This window comes from Ruegeria sp. CK3 (assembly GCF_056536565.1).
In genome coordinates, this window is the sequence record NZ_JBQFPV010000002.1 from 149,508 (window position 1) to 168,666 (window position 19,159).

23 protein-coding genes and 1 tRNA gene are annotated in these 19,159 nt (G+C 58.2%); 15 read left to right on the plus strand and 9 right to left on the minus strand.

The window, feature by feature from the left end; translation table 11 throughout:
- Positions 1-4 precede the first annotated feature (4 nt).
- Positions 5-1,993 (plus strand): RNA polymerase sigma factor RpoD, encoded by a 1,989-nt coding sequence (rpoD, locus tag ACR0C3_RS03000; RefSeq protein ID WP_480757089.1) that lies wholly within the window; start codon positions 5-7, stop codon positions 1,991-1,993.
- A 153-nt stretch (positions 1,994-2,146) separates the two neighbouring features.
- Here rpoD and ACR0C3_RS03005 read toward each other — a convergent pair whose 3' ends face one another.
- Positions 2,147-3,106 carry a helix-turn-helix domain-containing protein gene (locus ACR0C3_RS03005; protein WP_480757091.1) on the minus strand — a complete coding sequence of 320 codons (960 nt, stop codon included), beginning with the start codon at positions 3,104-3,106 and terminating at the stop codon, positions 2,147-2,149.
- A gap of 361 nt (positions 3,107-3,467) precedes the next feature.
- On the opposite strand from ACR0C3_RS03005, the gene ACR0C3_RS03010 reads away from it, so the two are divergent.
- The 6 genes from ACR0C3_RS03010 to ribD all read left to right on the plus strand — a co-directional run bounded on the left by ACR0C3_RS03010 (position 3,468) and on the right by ribD (position 7,053).
- A complete protein-coding gene (locus ACR0C3_RS03010; protein WP_480757092.1) occupies positions 3,468-3,911 on the plus strand; it encodes a thiol-disulfide oxidoreductase DCC family protein in 444 nt (147 codons plus the stop codon).
- Positions 3,908-4,453, plus strand: a complete 546-nt coding sequence (locus tag ACR0C3_RS03015; RefSeq protein ID WP_480757094.1) for a DUF4166 domain-containing protein — start codon at positions 3,908-3,910, stop codon at positions 4,451-4,453. The genes ACR0C3_RS03010 and ACR0C3_RS03015 overlap by 4 nt, the downstream gene beginning before the upstream one ends.
- A gap of 76 nt (positions 4,454-4,529) precedes the next feature.
- Positions 4,530-4,928 carry a hypothetical protein gene (locus ACR0C3_RS03020; protein ID WP_170665391.1) on the plus strand — a complete coding sequence of 133 codons (399 nt, stop codon included), beginning with the start codon at positions 4,530-4,532 and terminating at the stop codon, positions 4,926-4,928.
- A gap of 25 nt (positions 4,929-4,953) precedes the next feature.
- Positions 4,954-5,367: a secondary thiamine-phosphate synthase enzyme YjbQ gene (locus ACR0C3_RS03025; RefSeq protein WP_480757096.1), complete on the plus strand. Its 414-nt coding sequence runs from the start codon at positions 4,954-4,956 to the stop codon at positions 5,365-5,367.
- A 118-nt stretch (positions 5,368-5,485) separates the two neighbouring features.
- The gene (gene nrdR / locus ACR0C3_RS03030) at positions 5,486-5,956 is read left to right on the plus strand and encodes a transcriptional regulator NrdR (RefSeq protein ID WP_170376254.1); all 471 of its coding nucleotides are present in this window, start codon (positions 5,486-5,488) and stop codon (positions 5,954-5,956) included.
- Complete coding sequence (gene ribD, locus ACR0C3_RS03035) at positions 5,953-7,053, plus strand: bifunctional diaminohydroxyphosphoribosylaminopyrimidine deaminase/5-amino-6-(5-phosphoribosylamino)uracil reductase RibD (protein WP_480757097.1); 1,101 nt, start codon at positions 5,953-5,955, stop codon at positions 7,051-7,053. Before nrdR ends, ribD begins: the two co-directional genes overlap by 4 nt.
- Here the strand turns inward: ribD and ACR0C3_RS03040 are convergent.
- The 3 genes from ACR0C3_RS03040 to ACR0C3_RS03050 all read right to left on the minus strand — a co-directional run bounded on the left by ACR0C3_RS03040 (position 7,050) and on the right by ACR0C3_RS03050 (position 11,568).
- The gene (locus ACR0C3_RS03040) at positions 7,050-9,053 is read right to left on the minus strand and encodes a capsular polysaccharide biosynthesis protein (RefSeq protein WP_480757098.1); all 2,004 of its coding nucleotides are present in this window, start codon (positions 9,051-9,053) and stop codon (positions 7,050-7,052) included. The two genes, ribD and ACR0C3_RS03040, sit on opposite strands and share 4 nt — an antisense overlap.
- A gap of 3 nt (positions 9,054-9,056) precedes the next feature.
- Positions 9,057-10,190, minus strand: a complete 1,134-nt coding sequence (locus ACR0C3_RS03045) for a polysaccharide biosynthesis/export family protein (protein ID WP_170689843.1) — start codon at positions 10,188-10,190, stop codon at positions 9,057-9,059.
- A gap of 79 nt (positions 10,191-10,269) precedes the next feature.
- Positions 10,270-11,568 (minus strand): capsule biosynthesis protein, encoded by a 1,299-nt coding sequence (locus ACR0C3_RS03050; protein ID WP_480757100.1) that lies wholly within the window; start codon positions 11,566-11,568, stop codon positions 10,270-10,272.
- A 140-nt stretch (positions 11,569-11,708) separates the two neighbouring features.
- Between ACR0C3_RS03050 and ACR0C3_RS03055 the strand changes: the two genes are divergently transcribed.
- From ACR0C3_RS03055 to ACR0C3_RS03075, 5 genes are all read left to right on the plus strand, one after another.
- Positions 11,709-12,296 carry a riboflavin synthase gene (locus ACR0C3_RS03055; RefSeq protein WP_170689846.1) on the plus strand — a complete coding sequence of 196 codons (588 nt, stop codon included), beginning with the start codon at positions 11,709-11,711 and terminating at the stop codon, positions 12,294-12,296.
- A 109-nt stretch (positions 12,297-12,405) separates the two neighbouring features.
- Positions 12,406-13,527 carry a 3,4-dihydroxy-2-butanone-4-phosphate synthase gene (gene ribB, locus ACR0C3_RS03060; RefSeq protein ID WP_480757101.1) on the plus strand — a complete coding sequence of 374 codons (1,122 nt, stop codon included), beginning with the start codon at positions 12,406-12,408 and terminating at the stop codon, positions 13,525-13,527.
- A 2-nt stretch (positions 13,528-13,529) separates the two neighbouring features.
- A complete protein-coding gene (locus ACR0C3_RS03065) occupies positions 13,530-14,081 on the plus strand; it encodes a 6,7-dimethyl-8-ribityllumazine synthase (RefSeq protein WP_170470226.1) in 552 nt (183 codons plus the stop codon).
- A complete protein-coding gene (gene nusB, locus ACR0C3_RS03070; protein ID WP_170478264.1) occupies positions 14,078-14,560 on the plus strand; it encodes a transcription antitermination factor NusB in 483 nt (160 codons plus the stop codon). Before ACR0C3_RS03065 ends, nusB begins: the two co-directional genes overlap by 4 nt.
- Positions 14,561-14,619: 59 nt before the next feature.
- Positions 14,620-14,925: a hypothetical protein gene (locus ACR0C3_RS03075; protein ID WP_480757103.1), complete on the plus strand. Its 306-nt coding sequence runs from the start codon at positions 14,620-14,622 to the stop codon at positions 14,923-14,925.
- A 213-nt stretch (positions 14,926-15,138) separates the two neighbouring features.
- Here the strand turns inward: ACR0C3_RS03075 and ACR0C3_RS03080 are convergent, their stop codons facing one another.
- On the minus strand, positions 15,139-15,564 hold the full coding sequence (locus ACR0C3_RS03080) for an SRPBCC family protein (protein ID WP_170376273.1): 426 nt from the start codon (positions 15,562-15,564) through the stop codon (positions 15,139-15,141).
- Positions 15,561-15,881, minus strand: coding sequence for an ArsR/SmtB family transcription factor (locus ACR0C3_RS03085; protein ID WP_480757104.1), 321 nt, complete (start codon positions 15,879-15,881; stop codon positions 15,561-15,563). The genes ACR0C3_RS03080 and ACR0C3_RS03085 overlap by 4 nt, the downstream gene beginning before the upstream one ends.
- Before the next feature lie 115 nt (positions 15,882-15,996).
- Here ACR0C3_RS03085 and ACR0C3_RS03090 point away from each other — a divergent pair, with 115 nt between their 5' ends.
- Complete coding sequence (locus ACR0C3_RS03090; RefSeq protein WP_480757106.1) at positions 15,997-16,428, plus strand: MmcB family DNA repair protein; 432 nt, start codon at positions 15,997-15,999, stop codon at positions 16,426-16,428.
- 6 nt (positions 16,429-16,434) lie between these two features.
- Here ACR0C3_RS03090 and ACR0C3_RS03095 read toward each other — a convergent pair whose 3' ends face one another.
- A complete protein-coding gene (locus ACR0C3_RS03095) occupies positions 16,435-16,623 on the minus strand; it encodes a DUF6324 family protein (protein WP_170376278.1) in 189 nt (62 codons plus the stop codon).
- Positions 16,624-16,701: 78 nt separating this feature from the next.
- Between ACR0C3_RS03095 and ACR0C3_RS03100 the strand changes: the two genes are divergently transcribed.
- Positions 16,702-17,184: an N-acetyltransferase family protein gene (locus ACR0C3_RS03100; protein WP_480757107.1), complete on the plus strand. Its 483-nt coding sequence runs from the start codon at positions 16,702-16,704 to the stop codon at positions 17,182-17,184.
- 47 nt (positions 17,185-17,231) lie between these two features.
- A tRNA-His gene (locus ACR0C3_RS03105) sits at positions 17,232-17,308 on the plus strand.
- 92 nt (positions 17,309-17,400) lie between these two features.
- Here the strand turns inward: ACR0C3_RS03105 and ACR0C3_RS03110 are convergent.
- Both ACR0C3_RS03110 and ACR0C3_RS03115 read right to left on the minus strand, forming a co-directional pair.
- A complete protein-coding gene (locus tag ACR0C3_RS03110; RefSeq protein WP_480757108.1) occupies positions 17,401-18,207 on the minus strand; it encodes an ABC transporter permease in 807 nt (268 codons plus the stop codon).
- Positions 18,204-19,091, minus strand: coding sequence for an ABC transporter permease (locus tag ACR0C3_RS03115; protein WP_170376284.1), 888 nt, complete (start codon positions 19,089-19,091; stop codon positions 18,204-18,206). The genes ACR0C3_RS03110 and ACR0C3_RS03115 overlap by 4 nt, the downstream gene beginning before the upstream one ends.
- Between the last annotated feature and the right edge of the window lie 68 nt (positions 19,092-19,159).

The following is a 19,159-nucleotide window of genomic DNA, read 5'->3' on the forward strand; positions in this document are numbered from 1 at the left end:
TTGAATGGCCGCCAAAGACACGTCAGAAGATCGCAAGTCAGACGAGCAGGAACAGGAAATCTCGCTGGACATGAGCCAGGCCCAGGTCAAGAAGATGATCGCCGAGGCCCGCGAGAAAGGTTACATCACTTACGACCAGCTCAATCAGGTTCTGCCGCCTGATCAGGTCAGCTCGGAACAGATCGAAGACGTTATGTCGATGCTGTCCGAAATGGGCATCAACATCATCGAAGATGAAGAGGCCGAGGAAGAAGAAAACAAAGGTTCGACCGAACTAACCACCACGGACAACAACCGTGAGGTGGCTCTGGCCGGTGCCGCAACTGAAAAGCTGGACCGCACCGACGACCCCGTGCGCATGTATCTGCGCGAGATGGGCTCGGTCGAACTGCTGAGCCGCGAGGGCGAGATTGCCATCGCCAAGCGGATCGAAGCGGGCCGGAACACGATGATTGCGGGTCTGTGCGAAAGCCCTCTGACCTTCCAGGCGATCACGATCTGGCATGACGAACTTCTGTCTGAAGACATTCTTCTGCGCGACGTCATTGATCTGGAGACCACATTTGGCAACCAGATGGATGAAGACGGTGACGTGCAAGAGCCGGTCGTCGATACCTCGGCTGTGCAATCAGCCAAACCTGCCAAAGACACCGGGCCTGAGTTGGACGCCGATGGCAACCCGCTGAGCAATGACGATGATGATGACGAGGACGATCAGGCCAACATGTCGCTGGCCGCGATGGAAGCCGCCCTCAAGGATCAGGTTCTGACGACGCTGGAACGCATCTCGACCGACTTCTCGATGCTGTCAGAGATGCAGGACAGCCGGATTTCGGCGACTCTGAACGAGGATGGCTCGTTCAGTGAAAAAGACGAAGAGACCTATCAGAAGCTGCGCGCTGAGATTGTTGAGCTGGTGAACGGTCTTCACCTTCACAACAACCGGATCGAGGCGCTGATCGACCAGCTCTATGGCATCAACCGCCGCGTGATGTCTCTGGATAGCTCGATGGTGAAACTGGCCGACCAAGCCCGGATCAACCGTCGGGAGTTCATTGACGCCTATCGCGGGCGTGAACTGGACCCGAACTGGCTGACGGATATGGCTGAAAAGCCGGGCCGGGGCTGGCAGATGTTCATCGAACGCTCGACCGACAAGGTTGAGGAACTGCGCAACGATATGGCTCAGGTCGGTCAGTATGTAGGTCTGGATATCAGCGAATTCCGCCGCATCGTGCAACAGGTTCAGAAGGGCGAGAAAGAAGCCCGTCAGGCCAAGAAGGAAATGGTCGAAGCCAACCTGCGTTTGGTGATCTCGATCGCCAAAAAGTACACGAACCGTGGCCTGCAATTCCTTGATCTTATTCAAGAAGGTAACATCGGTCTGATGAAGGCGGTGGACAAGTTCGAATACCGCCGCGGCTACAAGTTCTCGACCTATGCGACTTGGTGGATTCGTCAGGCGATCACCCGTTCGATTGCGGATCAGGCGCGCACGATCCGTATTCCGGTCCACATGATCGAGACGATCAACAAGCTGGTTCGGACCGGTCGTCAGATGCTGCACGAAATCGGCCGTGAACCGACTCCGGAAGAACTGGCCGAAAAACTGCAGATGCCGCTTGAGAAAGTGCGCAAGGTGATGAAAATCGCCAAGGAGCCGATCAGCCTTGAGACGCCAATCGGCGATGAGGAAGACAGCCAGCTGGGTGATTTCATTGAGGACAAAAATGCCGTGCTGCCGCTGGACAGCGCCATTCAGGAAAACCTCAAGGAAACCACGACCCGGGTTCTGGCCTCTCTCACTCCACGTGAGGAGCGGGTTCTGCGGATGCGTTTCGGCATCGGCATGAACACTGACCACACTCTGGAAGAGGTCGGTCAGCAGTTCAGCGTGACCCGCGAACGTATCCGTCAGATCGAGGCGAAAGCCCTGCGGAAGCTGAAACACCCAAGCAGATCGCGGAAACTGCGATCCTTCCTGGATCAGTAAGATCAAAGGCGCCCCGGACGGAGGCGCCTTTTTTCGTTTCACCGTTCACATTGGCAGATGTGCCAAACACATTGGCGCGACTTCACATGTGTTGTGGCGTGTCCGTTTCTATATCCGTCTGGTCCACTCATGGGGCGGGCCGGGGCGAGGCGGCTAAGCTGATGACCCCCGGCTTCCAAGCGTCAGCGGATGTTTGACCCGCGTTTTGAAGGCGCTCGGCGGTTGACCTGTCCAACGCTTGAACGCTGTGGAAAAGGCGGATTGATCGGCGTAGCCCAGAGAATAGGCAATCTCGGACAGGTTCATTCCATTGGTGATGAAGGTCTGGGCCAGATCGCAGCGCAAATCCTCGGTGATGTCTCGGTAGCTGGTGCCTTCGCTTTGCAACCGGCGGGCAAAGGTACGCGCGCTCATGCCGAGTTTTGCCGCGACATCATCTGCGCTGAGGATTTTGCCCGGCAGCGAGCGGGTTATCAGCCCTTCGACCTTGGCGCGGGTCAATTGCTTCGGCAAGCGGCGCTCGGCTAGAACGCGTTCCCCGTATTCTAGTAGATGGGCGCGCAGGCTGGGGTCGTAGGTCGGGACGGGCAGGTTCAGCGAGGACGGGGACAGGACGATTTCGAGGCTTTCAGAGCCGAAGACAACCGGAAAACCTGCCAGTTGCTGGAAGGCATGGGTATGATCCCCAACCTCATGCTGAAAACGGATTTCAATAGGGTGGAAATCGGTTTGTGTCAGGTTGCGCATTCGGGCGACGGCGGCAAACATCAAGAACTCAGTTCGGCGGTGATAGCGAGCAAAGCTGGCGTCTTTCCAACGGGCCTCTAACGCGGCGAAATTCCCCGAAACGCGCAGGCTGAAGGCGATAGCAGGGTCGATCATGTCGTGGAAATGAGACGTGTTTTCAATCACCTGCTCCAGGTCTCGTGAGTATTTGCTGATATAGGCCGTCAAGGTCGACGAGGACGTGACGCCAAGCCCGACACTTGCCGCAAAGGTGATATCATTCAGAGCATCGCAGGCATAGCGGACAAACAGCGCCTCTTTGTGGGCGCAAAAGGAGGTCGCATCCTCCGGCAGATCGCGCGGGCCAAGTCCGCTGCGACCCAGCACCTCCAGGGTGCTCCGTTTTTCCAATCGCGCGTCGAGCGCCTTGCACAGAAAGTGAAGGCGGTCAATATCCACATTCATCGCAGCGAAGCCTTCCTTTCTCTGGACCGGGGCCGTTCCAGCATACTGCTTTTCTGTCAGAAATTCGAATGGATTTGGCAGCTGGCCACAAGCCTGGTCAATCTTTCCTGCCTATATCCTTTTCGTTGCCGGGTCAGTACCTTGTTGGGGATGAGGTCAGAGCCACCGCCGGTCTTACCAACCGGTCACCGGGTTCCCCGGCACACCTCTCCTTCTTGTCGCATTGTCCACCCATTGGCCCTATGTCACGCTATGCGGGCAAGCTTGAGTAGGTATCAGCGTCATGGCAGGAACTGAAACAACTGATCCATTCAAAGGGCGCAATCTGATCGTCTTTGATGGAGAATGCGTGCTGTGCTCAGGCTTTTTCCGGTTCATGCTGAAACGTGACAAAACCCGACGCTTTGAGTTTGCAACAGCGCAGTCTCCGCTTGGTCAAAGGATGTACAAGGCGTTGAACCTGCCCGTTACGGATTTTGAGACCAACCTCGTGATCGTAGATGGTAAGGTTTTTCAACGGCTTGATGCCCTTGCGGCGGCTGTGCGCGCGCTGCCGGGAGTGTGGCCTTTTCTATCGCTGGTACGGTTGCTGCCGAGCGCTGTGAAAGACCCGCTGTATTTCTCGATCGCCCGCAATCGGTATGCTCTTTTCGGTCGGTACGATACCTGTATGATGCCGGATGCTGCTCTCCTCGAGCGTTTTGCCGAGCAGGGGTTTGACGCGTGACGGATCCGTTTCTTCAGGCTTTGGCAGACCCAAGTGTTCTGCCCCAATCTGTGCGAGACCTGCATCACAGCCCAGGTGAATATGTCGGCGAATGCGATATCGAACGTGGCAAGGGTATTCTCATCCAACTCGCGCTTAAACTGGGGCAGTTTCCCCCTGCAGGCCGGAATGTGCCCGTTCGACTGATGACCCAAACTCAGGATAAAGACCACAGCTGGCTACGAGACTTCGGAGGCCACAAAACAACGTCAGAGCTGAGGTTTGACGCAAAAACGGGCCATGTTCATGAGCGTTTCGGGCCAATCTCGGTCTGGATGCGGCCTGTTGCCTCGAAGCGGGGGCTGGAGGTTCACATCCATCGCCTGACGGTTTTCGGCTTGCCGGTCCCTCGGGTTTTGCTACCGCAATCGTCAACGAGTGAATGGCAGGATGATTTGGGGCGCTTTCGGTTTGACGTATCGGCCTCGATGCCCGGATTGGGGTTGCTGATCCGCTACCACGGCTGGCTCACGCCGCTTCACGTTAAGGCGCAAGTTGGTTGAAATGATTGTGAGACCTGCTTTCCGCGGACGCGATGACCTCTAAACTAAAGGGAGCAGCAAGTGAGGAAAGAGTATTATGAAACAGTTACAATATTGCGCCGCTTTGGCGGTGTTTGCCCTGAGTGTTCCGGTAACGGCGGACGCGGCACGTTTGGGTTTTCAAGCCAATGCAATCAATAGCACCGACTTTGAAGTCATTCCCCGTACACGGGATGACACAGACGGGTATTGGTGCGAGGCGGCAGATTTCGCGCGCCGCAGCCTCGGGGCAGGTTGGCAGGACCCCATCTATGTGTTGCGCGGCTATGGACCTAGTGTAACAACTGGGCGTGTAACAGCGGTTCAGTTTTCGCTGAAACCGCCTCCGGCTGATGCTCCGGCACAAACCGGTGGCGTAAGGGGCCCCTTCGTTGTCGGCTCCAGCATATCCGTGCAGGGTGCAAATGCGCGGTGCGGTCGCCGGCAGATTTTCTAACAACTAAAGCAAAGGCCAAAACGCAATGCAGACGGAATTCGCGCTCCAGACCAATGGACCCGGCTTGTACGAATTCACGTCCCAGATTGCAGAATGGCTTAGTTCCCTTGAACGGGATGGTGTCCTGACATTGTTCGTCAGGCACACCTCCTGTTCTTTACTGGTTCAGGAGAACGCAGACCCCGAGGTGCAGACGGATCTGCATGCGTTTTTTGAGCGTCTTGTGCCTCCGTCTGATCATCCCTCGATGTCTTATCTGCGCCACACCTATGAAGGGCCGGATGACATGCCTGCCCATATCAAGGCGGCGATGATGCCGGTTTCCTTGTCCATCCCTGTCCGTCAGGGGCGGATGGTTTTGGGGACGTGGCAGGGAATTTACCTGTTCGAACACCGCCGCGCCCCGCATCGGCGGCTGGTCGCAGCACATCTGTCCTGACCCTTTATTTTGGGGTGCAAAATTCCGACTACCCAAATCCTAGCGGCTGCCCTATAGTTGTGGATAAGTAAGCCAAAGTGCTTACAAAAGAGGCCAGCTAGGGACGAGGAGACGGCGGATGCGCTGCCCGTTTTGCGGAAATATCGACACTCAGGTGAAAGATTCACGCCCGGCAGAGGATCACGTTGCGATACGCCGACGTCGGTTTTGCCCGGCCTGCGGAGGGCGTTTTACGACCTATGAACGGGTTCAGTTGCGCGATCTGGTGGTTATCAAAACCAACGGAAAACGCGAAGATTTTGACCGCGACAAGCTGGAACGTTCGATACGTATCTCAATGCAGAAACGCCCGGTTGATCCTGAACGGATTGATCAGATGATCTCGGGCATTGTGCGGCGTTTGGAAAGTATGGGCGACACGGATATTCCGTCCAACAGAATTGGCGAGATCGTCATGGAAGCTCTGGCGCGGATCGATACCGTCGCCTATGTTCGCTTTGCGAGTGTGTACAAGAATTTCCAGGCGGCCGATGATTTCGAGGAGTTTGTCCACGAACTGCGCCCGCCGCAGCCTTCGACGGACGAGTGAGCGAAACAGATAAGCGATTTATGGCGCTGGCTTTGTCTTTGGGTCGGCGCGGTCAAGGGGCATGTTGGCCCAACCCAGCTGTCGGGTGTGTCATCGTGCGCGACGGGCGGATTGTCGGGCGAGGGTGGACTCAACCCGGCGGGCGTCCCCATGCAGAGCCTGAGGCTTTGGCGCAAGCAGGTGCGCAGGCAAAAGGGGCCACGGCCTATGTCTCGCTGGAGCCATGCGCCCACTACGGCAAGACGCCGCCCTGTGCCGAAGCGTTGATCTCGGCCGGTGTGGCCCGCGTTGTTGCGGCGATTGAAGATAGCGATCCTCGCGTTTCCGGGCAGGGCTTTGCCATGCTGCGCGAGGCCGGGATCGAGGTTGAAACCGGCGTGCTGGCGCAAGAGGCTGAGCGTGATCTGGCCGGGTTCTTTCTGAAAACCGAACAGGGCCGTCCGTTTGTGACGTTGAAACTGGCCAACAGCTTTGACGGGCGGATTGCCACGTCCACCGGACATAGCCAGTGGATCACCGGATCAACTGCGCGACGCGAGGTTCACGCGATGCGCGCCCGACACGATGCCGTCATGGTCGGCGCTGGAACGGCGCGCGCGGATGATCCCTCGCTTACCGTTCGGGATCTGGGGATAGAGCGTCAGCCGGTGCGCGTGATTGTCTCGCGCCATTTGGATTTACCCTTGATGGGACAACTGGCGCGCACGGCCTCAAAAACGCCCGTCTGGCTATGTCATGGCCCGCATCCCGACGCCGAGCGCGCCCGCACGTGGGAGGGGTTGGGCGCGAGGCTGTTGCCTTGTGCGTTGCACGACCATCAGGTTGATGCGCGCGACCTGCTGCAACAGCTGGGCCAGGAAGGTCTGACAAGTATTTTCTGCGAAGGAGGCTCGGCTTTGGCGGCGTCGTTGCTAGCGCAGGATCTGGTCGATGAGCTTGTCGGTTTCACTGCTGGTTTGACCATCGGCGCCGAGGGACTTTCGGCGATTGGCGCATTAGGGCTGGAAAAACTGGACAGCGCCCCTCGGTTCGAGTTGATCGAGGCGCGCCCGGTCGGTGGCGACGTGTTGCACCGTTGGGCCCGAACAACGCATTAGCGTCGCCAGAGATGGGCATGGGTGGAAAAAGCACCCTGTAGCTTTGACAAAGCCCGATTCAGCGGCCCGCGTTTGGGGGGCTGACCCCGTGCCAACCGTTCAATGGCGACCTCGACGGGGCAGGGCGCGTCGGTAACCGGGTCCAGATAGCGGGGATAGTCAATCAAGCTGGCATGCACCAAACCCAGCAGGGATGGGCGTGCGCCGCGACGGGCCGGAACACTTCCAAGATCCGTGGTCAGGCCCCAACCGGCATAGAAGGGCGCGCCAAAAATGGTCACCGGAATGCCGCGCAATAGCGCCTCGAACCCCAGAAGCGAGGTCATGGTCCAGACCTCTTGCACCTCGGACAGCAAGGTTGACGGGTCGGTCTCAGTCGCGATCACATCCGCCAGCCCTTCAGCGTCGATCTGGCCCGAGCGCAGGCCAGCCTCGACATCCGGATGGGGTTTGTAGATCACAACGGCATCGGGATTAGCGGCCCGAACTTCGCGCAGCAGGTCCAGATTGGTGCGGATGGTGCTGGTGCCCAACAGGATAGACGCGTCATCCTCGACCTGCCCCGGCACCAAAATGCGGTGACCTTTGGGCAGAGCTGGCGCAGCGCCGCCGGTGTTGTATTTGCTCAACCCCTCGGACACGAGGGCCGAGATCACCCGCTCAACCCGGAACTCCTGATCCGGGCGCAGAGTTTCGCGCTTGGAAATCCACTCTTCTAAGCGGCTGGTTTGGGTCGGGTTATAGTAGATCCCCAGATCATCCGTGACCAGCGACAGGGGAGGCACAAGATCGGCGCCCAATCCGCGTGAGCGGAGAAAGCCGTCCTCGATACGGGTGGCACCCCCGGCCTCTCGGGAGTGATTGCCCCAGACCATGTGGGGGCGGTTGGATAGGGCAGGTGGCGACGGCAAAAACCGCATCTTCTGGTGCTGGCCGAACATGGCTTGCAGGTGCTTGCGCTTCCACATCCGCATGCCTGACGCGGTCCATCCCAAACGGTCCTGCCGCCATGCACGGGTCTGTGCCTCAAGCGTATCCAGCACGACCTCTAGCTCACACAACTGGTCCCGATAGGGATCATACCAAAAGGGGTAGAGTATCATGGCTGCAGCGAACAGTTGGGCGCGCGTCAGATTGCGTTGTCTGCGTTGAACGGGGTTTTCGTCCTGCGTCAAACCCCATCCGGCATAGAATGGCTGCCCGAAGACGCGGGGTTTGTGACCGGCGAGAATGGCCTCGAACCCCATTTGCGACGAGAGCGTATAGACACTGACCGCGCCGTCCAACAGCGGCCAAGGGCTGATGTTCTCCGCAACGAAGGAAACGCGTTCCGAGAGGTCTTGTTCGGTGTAGTGCCCGGTGCGGTGACCAGCCAGTGTTTCGGGATGGGTCTTGATCAGAACCGGCATCCCGGGGTTTTCTTCCTGCGCGATCACCAGCATCTCAAGAAACCGCGCGCGGTCCCCTCGGCTGGTCGTGACCGAGGCATCACCGACCGTCTGATCAATCACCAGCACATAGCCGGGGTCGGGGATCGGCGCGTCGGGGTCGAAGGCGGAATATTTGCTGAGGTTCAATTCCTTCAAGCGCTCAATCGCGCCACGCGCCCGGTTCAGAAGCGCGGTATCATCCAGCGGATGTGTCGCTAGAAGCGTTTCCAGATCTGACGGTTGGGCTGGATCAAAGTGTAAGCCCGAGCGATCCAGAAGCAGGCCTAAAGGCGGCTCGCCCTGGCGACCAGGGTGGAGAGATCTTAGAAAGGCGTCCTCGACCCGCAGCAAAGGGGTACCCCGGTCCTTAGCGATGCGTCTCCCTCGATGGGCCGTGGGGCTGTCACCCCAGATGGCAACGGTGTCCTCGAGTCGGGGCAGGCCCAGCCGGATGTCATATCCCGAAAGGGATAGAATGCGCCGGACGCGCCGGTTGGTCAGAAACCCGCCATTGTAGACAAATGCCCGGGACCGCGCCCCGCCAGTTGCGGTGTGGTCCCCAAGGGTCATGGTTTAGTTGCCGGTCAGGGTGGCGACATTCGCGACCGGCGTCAGGCCCCCGGCGATCAGAGAGATCGACTTTGTCCACTGCGCGTACGGTGCTTCAGTCACGTAGATTGTATCGTCGTCGCGGATTACGAAATCACGCGCAATGAACAGGCCATTGGGCGCGGTCAGGTTCAGCAGATAGATCATGCGCTGATCGCCCTGCAGATCGGAACGGCCCATCACTTGGCGGGCGATGTCCTGACGTTCGCGGCGTAGGACGAAGATACCGGTTGGATCAGATGAGACGGATACCAAGCCGCCAACCTGAGCCAGAGCCTCAAGCGCTGACAGGTCCTGACTGTCGAAGGCGACGCGCGATTGCCCACCGGTTGCGCCAAGCGCGATATAGGAACGGCTGTCTTCCTCGACCAGAATGCGGTCACCGCCGCGCAGCGCAACATCCAGCTTGGGATTTCGGAATAGGTCTTCGTACCAGACTGTCCCACGTTGATCGCCTCGGATCAGGGTGACCAGTGCGATATCGGAGGCCACTGAAACCCCTCCAGCCTGAGACAGCATGCCAAGCAGAGTGCGGGTTGGTCTTTCGATTGGATAAATACCAGGAGCGCCGATGGTGCCAGTCAGCGAAACGGTCGACCCGTCTCCGGCAAGGCGGCGTACTTCGACCTGAGGGTCAGGAGTTTGCTCTTCCAACTCATCCGTGATCAACCCGCGCAACTCTTCCGGAGTGTTGCCGGCGGCACGCAAACGGCCCGCATAGGGGACGAAAATGAAGCCTTCACTATCGACCTGAACCTGTTCCAGCGCGGTCGAGGAACCGACTTCGCCAGCCAGCAGACCGTCATCGACGTTCTCCCAGATCGTCAGGCCCAAAACGTCACCTGGGCGCACAGTATCTGCGGTCAGCGATGGGGCTGAAGTAAAGGACGAAGAGAACCCAAACTGAGGCACGGATGACGTGGCCCGTGAAACGCGATCATCGACTTCCACCACAAACGCATTGCCGCCATTATTGACTGAGCCGGCCAGAATCTCGTTCTTGTTTGGGCCCGCTTTGGGCAACTGGCATGCACTCAGTATGACAAGTGAGGTCACAAGGGCGACCCCCCGTACCCAACGGATTGGAAAGCGATGCACTGCCGATAACCTCAGTTCTACTTGTTTTTCGGCAAGCTACTCTTTTATCGCCACAACTTCCAGAGAAGGATGGCCGGGTCTACTCAACGATTTTCAACTGTGGCTCTGGGGTCGCGTCGTCGGACAGCATGGCCTGATAGGGATCATCAGCCCTCAGCATCATGTCGACAGCGCGGCGCAGCAATTGCCGACGTCCGCGCCGTGAATAGTAGCCGCCCGGAACCTGACTGGTTTCCAACAAAAATCGTCGATACAACTGGTAGGCCTCAATGTCGGGTAGTTCAGGGGCGGCGAAAAAACGGCTAACCTCCTGTTGTGACACAAGTTCCGGCTTGTCATAGACGGCACGGCCAAAAATCCGCAAGGGGATGCCGCGCCATAGCACTTGCTGCCCTGCGGTCGAGTTGATGGTCACGGCCGAGCTGGCGTCGTCCAGCAGTTTCGCCAGTTTGCCGCCGGGGACGTAATGCACCCGGCCTTTGATCCCGAGTTTGAGCGCCAAATCCCGAACACGTCGACGTAGGGGCTCGCGGTGGTTCTCAAGCGGATGTTCCTTAATGACCAGATGATGATGTGCGGGGGCGCCTTTGGCGAAGCCCTCCATCATTTGTTCTAAAAAAGCGCACATCCCCGAATATTCCGAATGGGACTGGACCGAGCTGTCATGACCCAGTTGCAAAAGCACAAGGTGATAGGGAAAGGCGCCGCTACGTACCCGTGCCGTGGCTAGACTTCGTTGCAGTCGGTGGAAAGGCATCAGCATAAGGCGCTTGAAATACAGCCGAAACTCTTTCGAGACTGGCAGCGCGCGGTGCGGTTTGAAATTGCGATATCGCCCGTTCAGAAACAGCACGAACCAGTGGTATAGCGCGCCGTAGAAGATGTGTTGTTGCATATCTCCCCAATGGGATGGCGGTGGCGGGGAATGTGCGCCCGAATGCGACAGTGCCTGTGCCATCTGGTCCAGATCCAGAGACATCAGCCGCGAATTGCCGTTTGAGCCGCCACGCTCATAGGTGACCCACCATGGGCGCAGGTAGCCTTCCTCGAACACATGCACGGTGATCCCTCGTGTCTTGGCGATCCTGACGGCGTTTGCGTGAATCGGGCGGGTGTCACCGTATAGAACGATGTCTGTCACCTGTTTCTCGGCAATCAGCGCCTGCATCACCTCGGGCCAGTGTTCTGGCGCGTCGCGATAGGGGATGTAGCTTTTCCTGTCGAACCAGAACGCCTGATCGCCCGCGTTGAAGCCAACGCGCCATGTTTGCGCCCCCGAGGCCCGCAGCATCCGGCCCAACGCGTTGAAAAACGGGCCATGCGGGCCTTGCAGGAACAGAAAGACCCGAGGGTCAGCGTTTGGGTCTGGGTGGTGCATCTGCGCGATTTAGCCAATATTCTTGTCGAAACTATGCCCGCCTGAGGGTTTCTCCGCAAGGTTGGGCTTGCCGGGCGGCGCGGATCAGCTTACCTCGGCCCTGATAGTCTGAGACAGGGTAGAACGCGAGGGTTGACGGAATGTTTACAGGAATCGTGACCGATATCGGAACAGTGACCGAGCTGGACCAGCAAGGCGACCTGCGTGCGCGCATCCAGACGGGCTATGACACGGCCTCGATTGATATTGGCGCCTCGATAGCAAGCGATGGTGTCTGTCTGACCGTGATTGCGCTGGGCGATGATTGGTATGACGTTCAGATCAGCGCCGAGACCGTCTCGAAAACCAACCTGAACAACTGGGCGCTCGGCAAGCGCGTCAACCTTGAGCGGGCGTTGAAAGTTGGCGACGAACTGGGCGGTCACATCGTGTCGGGTCATGTGGATGGCGTCGCCGAAGTTGTCGATCTGCGCGACGAAGGTGACAGCACTCGGGTCACCTTGCGCGCGCCCAAGGATTTGGCGCGTTTCATTGCGCCCAAAGGATCGGTTGCGTTGAACGGGACGTCTCTGACCGTGAATGATGTCGAGGGCTACGATTTCGGCATCAACTTCATCCCCCACACCAAAGAGGTCACCACATGGGGTGACGTCGCAGTGGGGGATCGGGTGAATCTGGAAATCGACACTCTCGCCCGCTACGTCGCCCGGTTGGCCGAGACCGTCTGAGCGTTAGAATACGTCGCGTCTGAGCGCGCTAAGGCCGTTTGTGCTCTGGCTTTTGGATGCGGGGTGGTCTATCCCGCCTTGCAGAATTGCTCTTGTGAAAGGCTGCCCCATGAGCTTTGAAACCCCCGGTCCGGTCGAGGCCCAGCTGCGCAACGCGATCAGCCCGATTGAGGAAATCATCGAAGAGGCCCGCGCGGGCCGGATGTATATCCTCGTTGATCACGAAGATCGCGAAAACGAAGGCGATCTGGTCATTGCCGCAGAATTTGCCGATGCCGAGGCGATCAACTTCATGGCAACCCATGGACGCGGGTTGATCTGCCTGCCGATGACGGCTGAACGGGTCGAGGCGCTGGCGCTTCCGATGATGGCGGTGAACAACTCGTCCCGCCACGAGACGGCGTTTACGGTATCGATCGAAGCACGTGAGGGCGTGTCGACCGGTATTTCAGCCGCTGATCGCGCGCTAACCGTGGCGACGGCGATCAATGAACAGAACACGATGGCCCATATCGCAACACCGGGGCACATCTTCCCCTTGCGCGCCAAGCGGGGTGGGGTGCTGGTCCGCGCAGGCCACACCGAGGCTGCCGTGGATATCTCACGCCTAGCCGGGTTGAACCCCTCAGGCGTGATCTGTGAGATCATGAAACCCGACGGCACCATGGCCCGTCTGCCCGATCTGGTCGAGTTCGCCAAAACCCATGACATGAAGATCGGTACGATCAGCGACTTGATCACCTACCGCTCGCGCAATGATAACCTCGTGGTCGAAACCTCGCGCGAGATGGTCTCGTCGGAATATGGTGGCGAATGGGAAATGCGCCTGTTCACCGATCAGCTTCACGGCATCGAACATGTCGTCATGATCAAAGGCGACATCACCACGCCCGAGCCTGTCCTGACCCGTACCCACGCGCTGCACGAAGCGCCGGATATCTTGGGCCTCGGTCCGAAATCTTCTCGTGAATTGCCGCGCGCGATGGAGAAGATCGCGGAAGAGGGCCGGGGGGTCGTCTGTCTGTTCCGCCAGCCGCGCAACTCTCTCTATGCGGCCGAAGATGAAGGCCCTCGGACGATCAAGCAAACCGGTCTGGGGTCTCAGATCCTGTCCAAACTGGGCATTCAAGAGCTGGTCCTGCTGACCGACTCGCCCGAAACCGTGTATCTGGGGCTGGACGCGTTTGGGCTGTCCATCGTTGGCACCCGTCCGATCCTGAAGGAAGACTGATCATGGCTGAACAAGACAAACATGGCATTCTGCCGACACCCAGCTTCGACAAGCCGGTAAAGCTGCTGATCGTCGCGGCGCCGTTCTACCGCGCGATTGCCGACAATCTGATCGCAGGCGCGAAGGCCGAGATCGAAGCGGCGGGCGGCACCTGTGAGATTGTCGAAGTACCCGGCGCGCTTGAGATCCCAACCGCTATCGCGATGGCTGATCGTCAATGCGACTTCGACGGCTATGTCGCGCTGGGCTGCGTTATTCGCGGCGAGACCACACACTATGAGACCGTCTGCAACGACTCCAGTCGTGCGATCCAATTGATGGGCCTGCAGGGGCTTTGCATCGGCAATGGCATCCTGACCGTCGAGAATGACGATCAGGCCGAAGTCCGCGCAAATCCCGAAAAGATGAATAAAGGTGGCGGAGCGGCCGCTGCGGCCTTGCATCTGATCGCACTCAGCCGTAAGTGGGGCTCTTCCAAAAAGGGCGTGGGTTTCAAGCCACCGTCCGAGTCCATCCTTGTGGCGGGCGACAGCAACGGATCCACGACAGCATGACCCAGACAGACGCGCCGAAACCGGCCAACCAGAAACGCCTGATGAAATCCGCCGCCCGGCTTTACGCCGTGCAGGCACTGTTCCAGATGGAGCAATCAGGGCAGACGACCGAAGCGGTCGTAAATGAGTTTCTGGATCACCGGTTCGGCGCCGTCTACGAAGGCGAAGAAATGCTGGACGGCGACATCAGCGTCTTCCGGTCGCTGGTCGACAATGCGGTGAACTATCAGGCACCGATCGACCAGATGACAGACCGCGCTCTGGTCGCCAAATGGCCGATCTCACGCATCGACCCAACCTTGCGCGCGTTGTTCCGTGCCGCCGGGGCCGAACTGACTCAAAGCGACACGCCGCCAAAAGTGGTCATCACCGAGTTCGTTGATGTTGCGCGCGCCTTCTTCCCTGAAGGCAAAGAGCCGAAATTCGTCAACGCCGTGCTGGATCACATGGCCCGCGAGGCACAGCCCGAGGCATTCTGACGCCTTTACTCGAGCCAAACATGCGCTAACCTGAATGTAAAAGTGCAATGAGGTTCGCCATGCCCAAACTGATCCGCATGTATATCACGCAAGTCGCCTGGGGTTTTGTTATCTCGGCCGTGTTTGTTGGGGTGCTTCTGGCATTTAACGTCGCAAACCTTCGTCATTTGATCACCAGCTCGGAAATCGGCCTGGTCGCTCTTGCGATGATCTGGTTCATGAACGGGATCGTGTTTGCAGGCGTCCAGTTCGGCTACAAGATCATGAGCATGGCAGAAAAACCCGGCGGCCCGCGTCGCGGCTCGCCTGTGGTGGATACCTTCAAGCCCGCATTGGCCAAGCAGGAAGCCCGCGCAGAGCGCTGAATTTCAGGGAAAATGTGGCGGGACCACCAGTCAACCGTGCGGTGTGATTCCCGAGGACCTGTATGTACAGGTGGGCGCCAGGTAATCAGGCCAGGACCTGAACAGAGCCAGCCCCCTCGGAATTGCTTAAGGCCACCAGAATGCTACCAGTCACAAGAAGGGCAGAACCCGCCAAGCGCCTACGTAGGGCGTCCGGCGGGTTTACACAAGGGGTCAGGCATCAACAGTTTCGTGCAGCGCTGTGCGCATCTTGCCGAAATGCTCATCCCAGCCATTGTCGAGCGCAAGAATCAGGCCGAATGCATCCGCACCCTGAGGCAAACCTTCATGTTGAAGGCTGAGCTTCGTACCGCCTGCGACGGGGGTCAACGTCCATTTGACTAGACTGACCGCGTCTCCCATTGGTTTCACAGTGAATGTGTATTCAAGATATTCAGGGGCACGTGCTTCCCGTACCTCGCCCCAGATCAGCAGGTCGCCGCTGTTGGTCCCGAACATTTGCAGTTTGCTTCCCTTGGTCAGCGTGCGTTCCGGCTTGTGAAACCACTCTGCCAGCCGTTCGGGTTCAGTTAGATAGGCCCAGACGGTATCTGGATCGGCTCGTAGAAAGATCGTTTTTTGCAATACGGCATTCGTCATTCTTTTTTCCTTTCAATAGCTTCCTTAAGAGAGTTGAGGCGTTCATCCCAGAACTGGTCAAAGTAGCTGAGCCAATCCAAGACCGGGGCCATGCCCTGTGGTTCAATGCGGTTGATGCGTTCTCTGCCGCGAGCTTCCACCGTAATAAACCCGCCATCAGACAAGACCGTCAGGTGCTTTTTGACGGCAGCCCTTGTCATGTCGAACCGGTTCGTCAGCTGCCCGATCGTCATGTCCTGAGAGGCAAGCAGTTTGATGATGTCCCGACGGGTTGGGTCTGCAAGCGCACGGAACGCGTTTTGGGTAAGGGTTTGCATTTGTCGCCTCGGTAAAGATACCATTTGGTATTATATTAATGTGATACCATATGGTACCATGTCAAGCGTTGAGTGAAGACTTTACTTTTGTTCACTAATTGTTCACATTCTAAGTATGACACTGGATTTACAGCCTGGACAGAAACTTGCGCGCGGCGTCGCGCGCCATCTCTCCGCCCACGGTTTTGTTTCCGTTGAAGAATTTGTGCCGGTGCGCGGGCTGCGCGTTGATGTGATGGGGCTAGGTCCAAAGGGCGAGCTTTGGGTGATCGAGTGCAAATCCAGCCGTGCCGACTATCAGTCAGATGCGAAGTGGCAAGGCTATCTGGAGTGGTGCGATCGATTCTTTTGGGCCGTCGATACCGAGTTCCCGACAGACCTTTTGCCCCAGGAAACCGGTCTGATCATCGCTGACGCCTACGATGCAGAGATCATTCGCATGGCACCCGAGGACAAGCTGCCTCCGGCCCGGCGTAAAAAGATGGTCCAGAAATTCGCCACCGATGCTGCGCGCCGATTGCAGGCGCTGCGCGACCCGCGACTGTGACGCAGATCAGCCTTTGACGGCCAGGGCAGCTTGTGCGGCGGCACGCAGCTCGTCTGCGATCTCTTCGGCTTCCTCGGGATCGAAATCCATCGGAATCTCAAGGCCATCGGCCTCGATAAACAGACGTACCATACCCTGATCAGTAGGGCCGATCTGAAGGTTGGCCTGAATGTCGCGTTCGGTGTTGATACCCATACTCGCCTCCGGGGACTGAGCGTTCCTGCTAGCGCGCACGGGGTTGAGAATCAAGTCGCGTTTACGCTCTGATACGGTATGGAGAACGTAAGGATCAGGGCTTTTCAGCCCCAGGATGCACCTTGGCTGATTGAGCGTCATGGAACCCTCTATGCCCGCGATGAGGGGTTTGATGACAGCTTCGCCCCGCTGGTCGCGCGTATTCTGGATGGATTTATTACCGATCATGACCCTTCGTGCGAGAGGGGTTGGATCGCAGAGGCAAGCGGCCAAAGACTGGGCAGCATCTTCTGCGTCAAGCTCGACGCGCAGACCGCAAAACTGCGCCTGTTCCTTCTGGTGCCCGAGGCGCGCGGTCTGGGGCTGGGAAAGCGGCTTTTGAGTACTTGTATGGGCTTTGCCAAGACGGCTGGGTACCAGCAAATGCAGCTCTGGACGCATGAAAGCCACAAGGCCGCCTGCGCCTTGTATCGGTCCACGGGATGGCAGCTGGGGGACAGCAAGCCGGTGCAGTCTTTCGGCGTCGATCTTGTCGAACAAAGCTGGAAAATTCGGCTTTAATCCTCTTGCATTCCCGTGGCGTGTTCGGTACATCGCCCCTCACAAGTGCCGCCTTAGCTCAGTTGGTTAGAGCGCTGGATTGTGGATCCAGAGGTCCCCTGTTCAAGCCAGGGAGGCGGTACCATTTCACCTCAATCTAACTAAGTTTCGAACAGAAAAACTGCGCTGTAAGCGCGGCGTAGTGCGTTTGGTTTTGATGCTCAGGCGCGCTGGAGATCAGCGCGCCAGGTTCAAGCGCAACTTCATTTTGCTTTTCCGGGCGGCGGGCAGGTGCCTGTTCAGTCGCTTGTTGACCAGTCCAAAGCCCCAGATGATGACCAGCGTCAGCAGGATGAAATAGAGGGCCAGAATCGGATAGGGGATGAACGGGTTGAAGGTCTTGTCCGCGAAATAGCTGGCGTAATACAGGGCGTCTCCGCGCTGCTGCCAGGCCGGGAAAGCCGAGAAAAAGACCAGCGTTGTCGCGTGGAACAGAAAGATCGCCTCGTTAGTGTAGGCGGGCCAAGCCAGTCGCAGCATGGTCGGCCAGACAATCCGGCGGAAGCGAGCCCAGCCGGTCATGCCATAGGCATCTGCGGCCTCGATATCGCCCTTGGGGATCGAGCGTAATGCGCCATAGAAGATCTCACCCGTATACGCGGCTGTATTGAGGAATAGCACGATCAATGCCCCCAACCAGGCCGACGTCAGGGCGTCGAACATCGGATAGGGCTTCTTCAGCGACAGGAAGAAGAAATAGGCAAAGAAGAACTGGATGAACAGCGGAGAACCTCTGAAAAGAAAGATGAACCATTCCGAAGGTTTACGCAGCCATTTGTTCGGAGATGCCTTGCCGACGGCCAGCGCGGTGGCCAGGAAAAAGCCAGTCGCCAGGGCCATGATGCCGAAATAGACATTCCAGATCATACCCGAGCCGATCAGCGTGAACTGTTCGCATAGGGTAAAGTCAGATTTTGGTAGCAGGCGTTCGCCAAGCCCGACAGAGCGCAGGGCGTAGTCCTGGATCGTCTGGATGCAGCTCATGCCGTCGTCTCCTTGCGCAGCAGCTCTCCGCCGGATGTGGCCTGACCGTGGGACAAGCGGCGCATCAGCTTTTCAAGCACGATTTCCGAGACGCGGGTCATGCCGAGATAGAAGATCAACAGGAACAGGAAATACCACATGCGCCAGTCGCCATGGGGGTAGTCAGTGAAGCGCGACGTTTTGGTGCCGCCCAACTCACGCGCCCAATAGACGATGTCTTCGATGCCCAGCAGGAACAGAAGCGGGGTGGCCTTGATCAGCACCATCCACAGGTTGGACAGGCCGGGCAGGGCATAGACCCACATCTGCGGTACAAGAATGCGCCAGAATGTCTGGCGGCGGGTCATGCCATAGGCCTCGGCCGTTTCAAGCTGAGCATGTGGCACGGCGCGCATACCGCCGAACAGAACGTTTGCCGCAAACGCGCCAAAGACGATGGAGAAGGTGACGACGGCCAGAAAGAACCCATAGGTCTCGTGAACCCATTCCGGGGCACTGCCCAAGGGCAGTTTGGCGGCCTGACAGACGATGAAGTCATTGCCTTGACGAACTGGATCTGTCCATTCGGGACACATGACCTGGTGGCGCGTCCACTCAAAGGCCTGGTCCAGGGCGATGACGAAAAACAGGAAAAATGCGATGTCCGGGACGCCGCGCACGATGGCGATGTACCCTTTGCCCAGCCAGCTGAGCGGCGCGACATGTGACCTGGCTGCCATCGCGCCCGCAAAGCCAAAGCTCAGCGCGACCGGAGCGGTCACGGCCAGCAGGCCAAGCACCTTTAGAAAGGACAGGTAGAACGACCAATGCACGCCGTTGGTCAAATAGCACGAAAACCAGCGGAACGTGCCCAGCGTGTCGGGATCAGCGCAATAGGAAAACATGTGGCGTCTTTCGAACGTCAACTCCAGCGCGAGGCCGGGGCAGGTTCGGCGCATTCAAGACGCCGAAC